Source organism: Armatimonadota bacterium (genome assembly GCA_016125185.1).
In the GTDB taxonomy this organism is placed as follows: domain Bacteria; phylum Armatimonadota; class Fimbriimonadia; order Fimbriimonadales; family Fimbriimonadaceae; genus Fimbriimonas.
Genome location: WGMG01000013.1, coordinates 1 through 12430, shown reverse-complemented (window position 1 = coordinate 12430; position 12430 = coordinate 1). Strand labels below are relative to the sequence as shown.

At 57.9% G+C, this 12430-nt stretch carries 12 protein-coding genes; 5 read left to right on the top strand and 7 right to left on the bottom strand.

All coding sequences use genetic code 11. The features are described 5' to 3' along the window. Positions 1–54 precede the first annotated feature (54 nt). Complete coding sequence (locus tag GC165_20805; GenBank protein ID MBI1335310.1) at positions 55–447, bottom strand: hypothetical protein; 393 nt, start codon at positions 445–447, stop codon at positions 55–57. A 217-nt stretch (positions 448–664) separates the two neighbouring features. On the opposite strand from GC165_20805, the gene GC165_20800 reads away from it, so the two are divergent. The 4 genes from GC165_20800 (at position 665) to GC165_20785 (ending at position 3394) form a co-directional block, all read left to right on the top strand. Beyond that, positions 665–1414, top strand: a complete 750-nt coding sequence (locus tag GC165_20800; protein MBI1335309.1) for a 4-hydroxy-tetrahydrodipicolinate reductase — start codon at positions 665–667, stop codon at positions 1412–1414. 16 nt (positions 1415–1430) lie between these two features. After that, positions 1431–2027, top strand: a complete 597-nt coding sequence (locus GC165_20795) for a peptidylprolyl isomerase (GenBank protein ID MBI1335308.1) — start codon at positions 1431–1433, stop codon at positions 2025–2027. Between the two features lie 195 nt (positions 2028–2222). Continuing rightward, on the top strand, positions 2223–2735 hold the full coding sequence (locus tag GC165_20790) for a peptidylprolyl isomerase (GenBank protein ID MBI1335307.1): 513 nt from the start codon (positions 2223–2225) through the stop codon (positions 2733–2735). Positions 2736–2776: 41 nt separating this feature from the next. Beyond that, on the top strand, positions 2777–3394 hold the full coding sequence (locus GC165_20785; GenBank protein MBI1335306.1) for a peptidylprolyl isomerase: 618 nt from the start codon (positions 2777–2779) through the stop codon (positions 3392–3394). 425 nt (positions 3395–3819) lie between these two features. On the opposite strand, the gene GC165_20780 is transcribed toward GC165_20785, so the two are convergent. The 6 genes from GC165_20780 to GC165_20755 form a co-directional block, all read right to left on the bottom strand. Continuing rightward, positions 3820–4653 carry a hypothetical protein gene (locus GC165_20780; GenBank protein ID MBI1335305.1) on the bottom strand — a complete coding sequence of 278 codons (834 nt, stop codon included), beginning with the start codon at positions 4651–4653 and terminating at the stop codon, positions 3820–3822. Further along, positions 4650–5546 carry a hypothetical protein gene (locus GC165_20775; GenBank protein MBI1335304.1) on the bottom strand — a complete coding sequence of 299 codons (897 nt, stop codon included), beginning with the start codon at positions 5544–5546 and terminating at the stop codon, positions 4650–4652. Before GC165_20775 ends, GC165_20780 begins: the two co-directional genes overlap by 4 nt. Beyond that, complete coding sequence (locus tag GC165_20770; GenBank protein MBI1335303.1) at positions 5543–5812, bottom strand: hypothetical protein; 270 nt, start codon at positions 5810–5812, stop codon at positions 5543–5545. Before GC165_20770 ends, GC165_20775 begins: the two co-directional genes overlap by 4 nt. 48 nt (positions 5813–5860) lie before the next feature. Continuing rightward, the gene (locus tag GC165_20765) at positions 5861–7225 is read right to left on the bottom strand and encodes an HD domain-containing protein (protein ID MBI1335302.1); all 1365 of its coding nucleotides are present in this window, start codon (positions 7223–7225) and stop codon (positions 5861–5863) included. Next, positions 7225–8145, bottom strand: coding sequence for an NYN domain-containing protein (locus GC165_20760; GenBank protein MBI1335301.1), 921 nt, complete (start codon positions 8143–8145; stop codon positions 7225–7227). The genes GC165_20765 and GC165_20760 overlap by 1 nt, the downstream gene beginning before the upstream one ends. A 76-nt stretch (positions 8146–8221) precedes the next feature. Further along, positions 8222–10531, bottom strand: a complete 2310-nt coding sequence (locus tag GC165_20755) for an alpha-L-arabinofuranosidase (GenBank protein MBI1335300.1) — start codon at positions 10529–10531, stop codon at positions 8222–8224. A 210-nt stretch (positions 10532–10741) separates the two neighbouring features. Here GC165_20755 and GC165_20750 point away from each other — a divergent pair, with 210 nt between their 5' ends. Then, positions 10742–11665 (top strand): PEP-CTERM sorting domain-containing protein, encoded by a 924-nt coding sequence (locus tag GC165_20750; GenBank protein MBI1335299.1) that lies wholly within the window; start codon positions 10742–10744, stop codon positions 11663–11665. Positions 11666–12430 lie beyond the last annotated feature (765 nt).

Sequence of the window (12430 nt, the reverse complement as noted above, 5' to 3'; positions counted from 1 at the left end):
CCAGATTTGCGTGGACATATGTACTCCTTTCTCACAAAAAGGCGGAATTTTGACCTATTCCATAAGTCTCGCTTTTGCGCGGCTGTATTCGTCGTTCGAGATCACTCCCTGACGATTCAAGTCACTTAGCATTTGAAGCCGACTCGACAGGTTTTCTTTGCTAACCGACTTCGCTTTCTCTGGATGATCGTACTGATCGATAATGTCCAACATATCGACTAACTGATATTCGTGAAGCCCGGCCGAACGTGCCGCCGCAAACAGTTCACGCCGACGGTCGTTATTCGTCGGATCGGCCTTAAACTCGTCCAAGGCGCCCTGATAATTAACTCTTTTGACGAAGGTCCAAATCCCGATTCCGAGGAACGCAAAAATCAAAAAAACAATAGTCCAATTGGGGTCATTGGAAGCATTTGCCTGGGCGATTTCCACCAAAAAAGTGTTCACGGTTACTCTTCGACATTATACGTGCCCAACCCGTCGAACGTTGAGCTATTCAATAAGCAAGAACGACAATGCCCAAACTCGCCTTCCTATCCAAATGAGCCAAAACCATCTCCCCTCCAAAGATTGGAGGGGTGGCGCGAAGCGACGGGGTGGATGACCCAACCTCTCAACAACCATATGAGACCCCAGCCCGTTCACGTAAAATATTCCAATAGTTATGCCGATTCAAGTCGTCGTCGTCGGAGCCGCTGGGCGAATGGGTTCGTCCTCCACCAAATTCTTCATGGATGACCCCGCCTTCGAGGTCGTGGGCCTCGTCGATCGCACCCAATCCGAGTGCCCTGTCAGTTCCCTCCCCATCGAAACCGACATCGATGCCTGTCTCGACCGCACCAAGCCGGACGTCACCCTCGTCTTCACCACCGGCAAAGCCGCCGGTCAGTTCGCGCTGGCTTCGGTGTCTCGCGGAATCCCGACCGTCATCGGCTCCAGCGGCGTCGATGCCAGCGACGTCGAGACCATCAAGACTCAGACCGACAAGGCTCCCTGCCTCCTGGTACCCAACTTCTCCGTCGGCGCCGTCCTCATGATGCAGTTTGCCCAGAAGGCCGCCAAGTACTTCCCCAACTGCGAAATCATCGAACTTCACCACGAAAAGAAGATCGACGCGCCGAGCGGAACCGCTATCCGCACCGCCCAAATGATCGCCGAAGCCCGCACCGCCGAGCCGCTTCCCGCTGGTGGCGAAGAAGAGCGCGGAATCTCCGTCGAAGGCATCAACATTCACTCCGTCCGCCTTCCCGGACTCCTCGCCCACCAAGAAGTCCTTTTCGGACGCCACGGCGAACTCCTCACCCTCCGACACGACTCCCTCGACCGCTCCTCCTTCGAACTCGGCATCAAACTCTGTTGCGCCAAGGTCCGGGAACTAAAAGGTTTCGTCGTTGGTATGGAGCATTTGCTGTAAGCTAGGCAGAAAACTCATGGCTCTTCTCACCACCCTCGCATTCCTCACTGTCGTCGCCCCCGCTACGCCCCTCCCCCCGCAGGATCAGTTGGAGGAGCCCACCTTTGCCAAGCCTAAGAAGGGCGACGAGGTCGGCGTTATCACCACCAAGTTCGGAAAAATCGTCGTCAAATTCCGCTCGGATAAGGCTCCGCACCACGTCGAGAACTTCAAGAAACTCGCCAAGAGCGGCTTCTATGATCACACGATCTTCCACCGCGTCATCCCCGGCTTCATGATCCAGGGCGGCGACCCCAACACCAAAGGGAAGGACGTCTCGACCTATGGCATGGGCGGCCCCAAGGAGCGCGTCAAAGCCGAGTTCAATAACCTCGACCACAAGCGCGGCGTTCTCTCGATGGCCCGCTCGTCCGACCCCGATTCCGCTGGTTCGCAGTTCTTCATCATGGTCGCCGACTACCCCAGCCTCAACTTCAAGTACTCGGCCTTCGGCGAAGTCGTCTCCGGCATGGATGTCGCCGATAAGATCGTCAACATGCCTCGCGACGGAAGAGACATGCCCAACGAGCGGATCGAGATGACGGTCAAGATCCAAAAGTGGCCGGTCAAGTAACCCTCGCCTAATTCTCCGCAGGAAATTGGGAGAGGGTGGTTCCTGACTCGTCAGGAACCGGGTGAGGGCTAGGCCGCCTCATTCGACGTGGCACTGGTAAAGACATGATTTACCAGTGCCACGTGCCCTAATAACCAAAGCGCCAACAAGCCCAAAATCACACCAATTCAGCCCACCGATGTAAACTAACGGCGTATGGCTACACCACAATCCGGCGAAGAAGTCGCCGTCATGCAGACGAACAAAGGCCGAATTGTCATCGGATTTCTGCCCGACAAGGCCCCCAACCACGTGGCGAACTTCAAGAAGCTCTCCTCAGAAGGCTTCTACGACGGACTCAAATTCCACCGAGTCATCCCCGGCTTCATGATCCAGGGCGGCTGCCCCAACACCCGCGACGGTGCGTCTGGCATGCCCGGAACCGGAAACCCCGGCTACTCCATCGATGCCGAATTCAACGACACCAAGCACCTTCGCGGCATCCTCAGCATGGCCCGCAGCAGCAACCCCAACTCGGCCGGCTCCCAATTCTTCATCATGGTGGCCAACGCTCCGCACCTCGACGGACAATATTCTGCCTTCGGATACGTGGTTGAGGGAATGGAAACCGCCGACGAGATTGTTGCACTAAGAGGACCAGGCGACGCTCCGACCGAGCCTTGCGTCATCGAAACCGTCACCGTCACGCCCTGGCCCCTGGAAAACTAGTCATGCGAAAGTTAGCCGCCCTTCTGCCCCTCGCCATCATGATGGTCGCTTGCAATAACGCCAGCGACCCGAGCGCGAACGCAATCAACGCCGACGGTCTTCAGTCGAGCTACGGATCGACCGACACCAGCCTGGAAGAGCCCAAGTTCGAAAATCCGAAGGACGGCGAGGATGTGGCCGTCATCACCACAAAATTCGGAAAGATCGTCTGCAAGTTCCGCCCCGACCTAGCGCCCAAGCACGTCGAGAACTTCGAGACGCTTGCCAAGAAGGGATTCTACGATCATACGACCTTCCACCGGATCATCCCGGGCTTCATGATTCAGGGCGGCGACCCCAACACCAAGGATAAGTCGAAGATCGCCGAGTACGGTCAGGGCGGCCCGGGTTACCAAGTCAAGGCCGAGTTCAATAACCTCGACCACAAGCGCGGCGTCCTCTCGATGGCTCGTGGCAACGACCCTGACTCCGCCGGCTCACAGTTCTTCATCTGCGTGGCCGACCACCCCGACCTCAACCGAAAGTACACCGCTTTCGGCGAAGTCGTCTCGGGAATGGACGTCGCCGACAAGATCGTCGATCAGCCGCGTGGCACAAACGATTTGCCCAATGAGCGAATCGAAATGTCGGTCAAGATCGAAAAGTGGCCGGTTAAATAGGACAGACCAACAACGGATAGGTCGCAGTCGTCACCTTCCCAAAGATTGGGAAGGTGGCGCATCGCCGTAACCATCTCGATATCGCATTGCCGAGGCTCTGGTCCTATTGCTGAATTTGTAAACAGAGGTTCTGAGGGTTGAAAGGGAGTTGCTCGCGTAAAAACCATCTCCCCTCCAAAGCTTGGAGGGGTGGCGCGAAGCGACGGGGTGGATGGACCTTTTGTCGCCGCCATAATGGCGGGGTCGCGCCGACCCCGCTTTGCTGAATCTGGAAGGGAAAATCCTACTCCAAGCCGACCAACCACGCTCCGCCCCAGCTGTACTAGGACATGACATAGTTTCCAGTTAGGACAAGACATCCTTTCCAGGTGTCTTCCGCTGGAAGCGGAAGACGGAGGGGACTCGAAAGGTCAAGATTAGAAGCCTCACGGCAGCGTGATACTCGTAAACGGAATCGAATTCCCGCCCACCACCGGCACCTTACCATTCCACTTTTCAACCGCCTTCTTCATCAACTCCAACTTCTTCAACTGAAGAACCTTTTCGCCCTGAAGCGCCAAAAGCCGGTTCAATTCCGCCTGCTTCTTGGCATTCGTCAGCGTCGTCTCCGCGTCGATCTTCGCACGCTCCAAAGACACCTTGGCCAACTCCAACGCGTTCACGTTCGCGATCCGCTCGTCGACCTTGGCCCGAACCTGATCCGACGGATACACCTCGCCGACATACACGTCGTCGACCGTCAATCCCCACTCGGCCAAGATCGGCTTGATCACGTCCTTAACCTCCGAGCTAAACCCGGCTCGATCCTTCGACGTCAGGTCGAAAATCGACTTCTTGCCCGTCACCACGTTCACCGCGTAGATCGTCGTCCACCGAATAAAGTCGTGCTGAACCTGCTCCAAGTCCTCCGTTCCAAAGTTCTGGAACGCCCGAAGCACGTCGCCCGACTCCACATGGTACGAAACCGTGATGTCGGCGGGAAGGATGCTTCCCTCGCTCGTACTCGACTTGATGCTGTCGTCGCCCTGGCGCTCGCCCTCGTTCGTATTCTTGGTGTACGTCGCATTGCGAATGCTCGTCGGGTACACGATCAGCTTCTCCATAAAGCCCAGCCACACCACCTGCGGCTTCACCAAATGCTCGCTGATGCCCGTCCGCGCGTTAAACTTCACGCCCACCGAAGCCGGCGGAATCTGGCGCATACAGCCGGTCAACAAAACCGTCGAGGCCAGGGCGAGTAAAAGAGATTTCTTGTTCATTTCGATGCCCCCAACTGCTTGAGGAGGTCTTGGGTCAGCACGATGGTCTGACCGGATTTCGGACTGATGGGCGGGAGCGCGCCGTCCCACTTGTCGATCGCCGCCTCCGCCGTCTCCAACTGCAAAAGCTCCAGCGAACGGTCTTTCGCCTGCGCCGCCGTCATCTCCGCCGCCTGCATGTTCGCTTCGCCCTGCACGACCGCCACCTGCCGCTCGATCTCCGCAATCTGCCGTTTTAGCCGCGAAATCTCAAGCTCGACATAACTGTTCACCCGGCTCGTGATCTTCTGCGCAATGTCCTGCGACGGGTAGCACTGCCCCAGCATCGCCCGCTCGACCGTGATTCCCTTCACCGACAGCTTCGTCCTCAACTCGTCGGTCAGCTTGCCCGAGGCCTCTTCTCGCTTCGCACCCATCAGGGCAAACAGGTCGTACTGTGTGCCCACGTCGTTGGCCGCCTCCTTCACTGCGCGGCGAATGAAGTTTCGCTGAATGTCCTCGATCGGCACCGCGCCAAACGCGTCGAACACCGTTTTCACGTCCTCTTCCCGCACGTGGTAGATCACCGCCACGTCGAAGTTCGTATTGGCGTTGTCGTTCGTCGTTATCAGAATCGAGTCCGCCGCCCGCGCTTCGCCGGCCGTCGGGTCTTCTGTATAAACCGCCGCCTGGAGCCGCGTCGGATACACATACAACTGTTGTCGCCATCCGATAAACACCGCACTCGGCTTATACACCGTCGGCAACAGTCCGCTGCTCGCGTCGTAAACCACGCCCACATGCCCCGCTGGCACCCAGTCCAGCCGGGACATATAGATGAGGAAGGCGATAAACGGCAGGAGTATCACCAACAAAATTGTGCGAATCAGTTTCTTTAGGGGTGGTCTCTTCATGATTGGCTCCCACTTTCAAGGTCGTTAAGCTCAGCCTCGGCCCGTTCCCGCGCCGCCGCCTCGCGCATCTCAGCGTCTTGCTGATTCTTCATAATCTGCTCGCGAACCTTTGCCTCCCGAGCTTCTTTCTTGGCGTCCTGCTCGGCCCAAGTTCGCAGGTATTTGCGCAAACGGTCGAACTGCTCGCGGAACAGTAGCCAGACAACGAGCGTGGCGACTCCCGCAAGAATGAGCAACCCAAGAATGGTTTCAGCAATGATGTTCACAGAGGTCTCTAGCCTACTAGACTTTACGGAGACGGCCCTGCTTTGGATTCAGACCGACGGTACATTTGTAACGATGATCTCGCGGGCGCGGCCCTTGTCTTCCGGCCCAAGCTGACCGTCGAGCACCATTTCGTCCAACAGCTTCTTCAGTCGGCCAACCTCTTTTCCGGGAGCCAATCCCGTCAATTCCATAATCTCCTGGCCGCTAAGCGGGCTCGCCAGCTTATCCACCGGAGTCTCTTCCTGCACCCGTGCGATGGTCGCCCGAATCGCGTCGATATCCAGCACCTTCACGCCCGTCTTCAGGGCGCTCGCATCCGCTTCCACCAACCGTAGAAGCCGTTCCAAATCCTCGCCCAAATCTCGGATCACCCGCCGCGCCGCCGAATCCGAAAACGTGGGCGAACTCCCCAGCCGCATATGGTTCTTCACCAGTCGGCACACCCGGTCGATGTCGTCGCCCGGCAGCTTCCACCGGCCGAGGATCACTCGCGCCATGTCCGCCCCCACCGCCTCGTGCCCAAAGAACCGAATATCGCCGTTCTCGTCGAGGCTCCGCGTCGGCGGCTTGCCCACGTCGTGCAACAGCGCCCCCAGCGCCAAAAGTAAATCTCCCGGCATTAGGCGAACCGCGTTTGCCACCACCATCCGCGTATGGTCCCACACGTCCAAGTGGTGGTACTTGCCCTGCTCGCACCCCCGCATCGCCCCAAACTCTGGCGCGACCACGTCGAAAATCTTCGCCTTCATCAGGTCGTCCAACGCCTCGCCCGCATGCTCCCCGACCAAGATCTTCGACATTTCGTCGCGAATCCGCTCGAAGCTGACAATCTTCAGGCGGCCATGCCGCATGTAGATCGCGTCATAGAGCCCCTTCGCCGGGGTCAAGCCAAACCGCCACCGAAACCGGATCGCCCGCAGCATCCGCAACGGATCGTCATCGAAGGTCCGCACCGGGTCGCATGGCGTCCGCAAAACCCGGCTCTCCAAATCCGCCACGCCAACCCCCAGCGGGTCAACCAGCGACCAGTCGTCCAGCGACCGCATCAGCGTGTTCAGCGTAAAGTCCCGCCGCCGAGCATCGTCGGCATACGTCCCCGCCTCCACCGATGGCTTCCGCGAGTTCTTCGCGTATGACTCCCTCCGCGCCGTCACCAGCTCGATCTTCACGTCGTCGACGTCCACCATCGCCGTCCCAAATCGCTCGTAAACAACCGGATGGATCGTCGAAACGCCTGACTCAAACAAAAGCAGAGCCAAATCGCGAGAGGGACCGCGCGTCACGAGGTCGAAGTCGCTCGACTCGGGCAAGCCCAAAAGCTCGTCGCGCACCGCGCCGCCCACCAAGAAGAGGTCGCCTTCGAAGACCGTCCCTCGAACGGCGTCCCGAATCTTCGCCAGCGCCGGATGCATCAGATGTTGACCGGGTTCATCTCCCGAACATCGGGGTGATCCCAGTTGATAACGATCACCGAGTAGTCGTGCGGCTCGCCCCGCCGCTTCTCGACCTTCACCGCGCCGTGCATCTCCAGCGTCGTCACCAGCGCCTTGCGCTCATATTCGGCCAAGTGCTGGAGCGCGTTGCGCAGCTTGTTCAGGTACGGTGTAAACCAAACCTCCGGCTTGTCGCCGAAGTTGTGAAGCATCACCTCGAGCGCAATCTGCGCGTCCTTCTCGACCAGTCGCGAGGACCGCTCGAACGCCACCTGAGCCACCTTGCCGTTGGCCCGAGCCTCGGCGATCTGGATCGCCTGCTCGTTCGAAGCCTCGGCCCGAAGCTCAAAATACTCGTTCAGCCGCTCCTGTCCAACCTCGAGTTCGCTCTGCGAAACCTTGCCCAGGCACTGCATCGCGTCGATGAATCCGTCCGAAACCAGCGTCAGCAGGTCGCCCGAAATATTCTCTTTGAACGCCACGACCTGCACCACCTTCGCGTGCTTGCGCAGGTGCTGTAAAACCGGAATATAGTCACGGTCTCCCGCCATCAACACGAACGTATCGATCTCGTCGCGGGTGTACATCGTCTCCATCACGTCTATGCAAAGCCGCATGTCCGCCGCGTTTTTGTGCTCGGTGCCCACCACGTTCCGCGTCTCGACGCCAAGCAGAAACAACTGCCCCTGGGCGTTCACTTCGATCTGTTCAAAGTCGGCGTAGGCGTACTGGACAATACAGCTTTGGGCAAAATCCGCGCTCAGCTTTTTTCGCAATTCTTGGATCAACTCGATGACGATGTCTTGAGCGCGTTCGGAGTCAACCGTTCTTTTTCTTATATAGTGGAAGATATTTTCGAAGTCGATGAATAAGGCTGCATAGTCTTTACTAATCTTCATTAATAGTATTAATGATGGAAGATTTCGACCCGGCGTTGCCGGGCCGAGGGCCTTTTTCGGAGCAAAGCCCGAATTCTTACTTGATGGGCAGACGAAGGATCGTCAGCGAGTAGGGCTCAGCCTTAAAACGGAGCGTTCCACCTTCAACTTTCGCCATAATTGGAACCGGAACCACCTTCTTCGGGTCCTCCAGCGAGTTCTCTGCCGCCGGGTCCTGGCTCGAGAGCACAAAGCCCTTCGCCATCGATCCCGCCGCGACTCCCTTGATGTCGATCGCCACGTCCTGACCCTGTGCCGCACCCTGCACGACCTTCAGAACCAGCTCCTTCTTCGCCTTATCGATGCCTGCCGAATAGAAGAATCGCGGCGTCGAGATCGGCTTCTCGTCAAAGATCATCTTGCCGTCCAGGTAGCAAACCATCTTCTCCGGCGAGTAGTCGATCTGGATGTCGTACCATCGCCCGGTCTCGATGGTCCCGTTCATGTGATGGCCAACCTGGCTCTTCCCGCCGTCGATGCCAAGCTCCAAGCCGTGGACCGTGTTCGTCCATCCGCCGAGGTTCAGCCACATAAAGTTGTTCGCATCCTTCGCGCCGACCAAGACCAAAAAGCCCTCGCGCCCGCCGTTCTTCTTCGCCTTCAGCTTCAGTGTGTAGCTCGTCGATTTCGGCATCGGGAACATGCACTTCGCCCCCTCCTCGTCCGAGGTCTGCCGCACCGTGTCGCCGTCAAACTCCCACTTGCCGGTCGCTGGCTTCATCATCGACTTCGGATCGGTGATCTTCGTCTCCTTTCCGTCCTCGATGATCGTGATGTCCTTGTATTCGGACTGCGTGTCCCATGTGCCCACGCCAATGCCGCCAACCGGGAAAGAGCTCTTCGTTACGGGAATCGATGTCACCGAACTCTCGACCACGTCCGTCGCCCGGTTTCGCGCAAACAGCTTCTGCACGTAGTACGAAGGTGTTCCGTAAACGTTGCTGGAATCGAAGTAGATCAGATCGGGGTTCCACGCCTTCGCGTTCACATTAGCAAATAGCGGCGCGTAACTCGCCATTCTCACCACGTCCGAGTTGCGCTCCATGCCCGTCATGAACGCGGCCTCGGCGATCGCGCCGATCACGTTGCCGCTTCCGCAACCCTGCGTCACCGCGTACTCGCCCACATAAATCTGCGGACCCTTTCGGTCGTAGGTGTCGTACCGATGCGCGTTCTGGAAGAAGAACGCCGGGTTGTTGTAATAGTGCTCGTCGATGATCTCGGTCGGCGCGCTCGTGGGAGTCCCGCCCCACACGTCGGCCACCGTCATGATGTTCGGATACTTCGACTTGATCGCGTCGAAGATCAGCTTGTACCGCTCGTTGTAAGCTGGACCGCCGTTCTCATTCCCGATCTCCACATACTTCAAATTGAACGGCTTCGGGTGCCCGTTCTTGGCGCGGACCGCGCCCCATTTGCTCGTGACCGGGCCGTTGGCATACTCAATCGCGTCCACCGCGTCCTGCACAAACTCGTCCATCTGTCCCAGCGGCACCGTCTCCTTGTGCGACATCCCACAGTTCACCACGAACAGCGGCGCGGCGCCGAGGTCTTCGCACATCTGCAGGTACTCGTGGTACCCAAGGCCGTTGGTGGACTTGTAGCCCCACAGGTTCGGCACCGTGCGCCGAGTCTCCAAATTATTGATCGTCGTCTTCCAGCGGTACGCCGACGCCATTCGGTCGCCTTCCACCCAACATCCACCGGGGAACCGCACAAACGCCGGACCAAGGTCGTTCAGCATCGTCATCAGCCCTGGCCGCAGACCGTTAGTCCGACCCTTAAAAGTCGCCGTCGGGAACAGCGAAACGTAGTCGAGGGCGAACTTCTGACCCTTCGCCACCTTGATCTTCAGTGCGCCCGCCGCAGTCGATTCCGAAGGAACGATCGTCGCCACCGCCGTTCGGTCGTCGCCCTTCGCAAACTTCACGACCGACGATGCCACTGGCCGCGATCCGTCTGTCGCCTCAAACGTCAACTGGCTTGCATCGGGAAAGTCGCCCGTCACCTGAAGCAGATACTTCTGACCCTTCTTCAGGCTCATGCCCCAATAGCCCTTGTTCTCGATCTCGCCTTCCGAGCTGGCATTCACCACCAGCTTTCCTTTCTCCACGGTCGCGTCCAACCCGCTCGACACGTCCCAATGTTCTGGCTTGTCCGAGTCCTCGAACGAGCGGTTTCGCACCAATTCGGGGTAGATGCCACCGTCGCCCGCACAGTTGATCTCTTCAAAGAAGATGCCGAACAGATCCGGGCTGATCGGATGCAGAATCTTGTTCGCCTCCACCGTGATCGTGATGGGTTGGCCCTGAGGCACAAGCGAAAGCGCGGCGAGAAGCGAAATCATATCTCCATTCTCCCTCGCTGGCTATGCAAATTCAAGACTTGGAATACCAAGAAAGGCATTTTCTTTAATATTGAACGATCTTCCAACCGTAGGTTAAGCCCCTTAACATCGCCTTGATCATTTCGCGCCAAGGGACTACAATAATGCATTCATTGTATTGGGTGGGTACTTTTGGATCGCTCCCCACCTAGTCAAATTGGGAAATTCAACATGAACATCAAACTAATGCGTGCGTCGCTGATGACGGGCGTGGTGGCAGGACTTGCCGTATCCGCATCAGCAAATCTCGTCATCAATCCGACGTTCGACAGTTCCATCACCACGAACGCCAACGGCGCTCAGATGATGGCCACCATCAACCAGGCGATCGCGGTCTATCAGAACATGATTCTCGACCCGATCACCGTCAACATCAGATTCGTCGATTCCGGTAGCGGGCTTGGAGCCAGTTCGGCCAGCACCATTCACGTCACCTACGGCGACCTCCGAAGCCATATGGTCACCGACGCCACCTCGGCTGACGACAACATGGCCCTCGCCCATCTGCCGGTCCAGGCCAACGACCCCGTCACCAACGCGAGCACCGGCGTCGACATCACCACGGCCCAGGCGCGCGCCCTCGGCTTCACCACCAACGTCTCGTCCGACTGCACCATCTGGCTCAACAGTAGCATCTGCCACTTCGACCACGGGGTCAACCACAACAGCTACGACTACTTCACGGTGGCTTCCCACGAAATCACCGAAGCGCTCGGGGCTGGCGGCTGGGGCTCCAACATCGGCTTTGCCCCTGGCATCGCCATGCTCGATCTCTTCCGCTACGATGAGTTTGGCAATCGAACCTTCACCACCTCCGGCGCCCACCACGCCTACTTCTCGCTCGATGGCACGACCCATATCGACGAGTTCAACCAGATCAACTACTCGGGCGGCGACTACGCCGACTGGATCGTCCACGGCACGCCGCAGATTCAAGATTGGGCGGGTACGACCGGCCCCGGCGCCGACATGGTTTCGTCCGAATGGCGAGCCCTCGACGTCTCGGGCTACGACTTCACGACCGTTCCCGAACCAGGCTCGTTCTTGGCCCTCGGCCTCGGCCTCGCGTTCCTCTCACGCCGACGACGCAAGTAATCCTGTCAACCCGCATCCAAACCCCCGAAGACCCGCCTCGCGCGGGTCTTTCATTTTTTGCCGATCAAACCCTCTCCTATTAATTTTTTTTTGCCGATCAAACCCTCTCCTATTTTTCAAAATGGGAGAGGGTGGTTCCTGACTTGTCAGGAACCGGGTGAGGGGAAAATCGATCAAGGGATCTCAGCCCCTTTGGAGAATGGAATTGCTTGCAGGTCCCTCTCCGATTTCTCGCGAAGCGAAAATGGGAGGGTCCGCAGTTGAAACTGCCACAAAGGCAGTTTCGATGTGGAAGGGTGCCTCCTGACTTGTGTCAGGAGGCGGGAGGGGAAAATCCGCTGAGAGCCTCTCCTGGACGGTGATTCGGAGTGCAGTCTTTGGGGGCACAGGCGTCTCGCCTGTGTAAGAGTCGGGAAGATGGGCCACCGGAGTTCCCTTTCGGAGACTCTTAAATCTCTGAACCTCTGATCACGGATTTGAGAGTTTGCCCCAAGACTCGGCACTTTGGTAGCAGTTCCGGGTTTTCTCGCTCGATGACCCAGCTACATCACGCTCACAGAACATCTCATCCCACAAGGGGCCTTCGGCTTGAAAACGAGAACTGACCACGCAGTGGTCACAGAACTTAGATGCTGTCTTGTCAAGTGAGCCTTGCCTGTTTCATGAATATCTCTTGGCTGTAGTCTTCGTCGTTCGTTAGGATTGCCCAGACGACGTGTGCGAGTTTCCTTGCGCATGCGACGATGACGGTCTTTTTGGATTTGT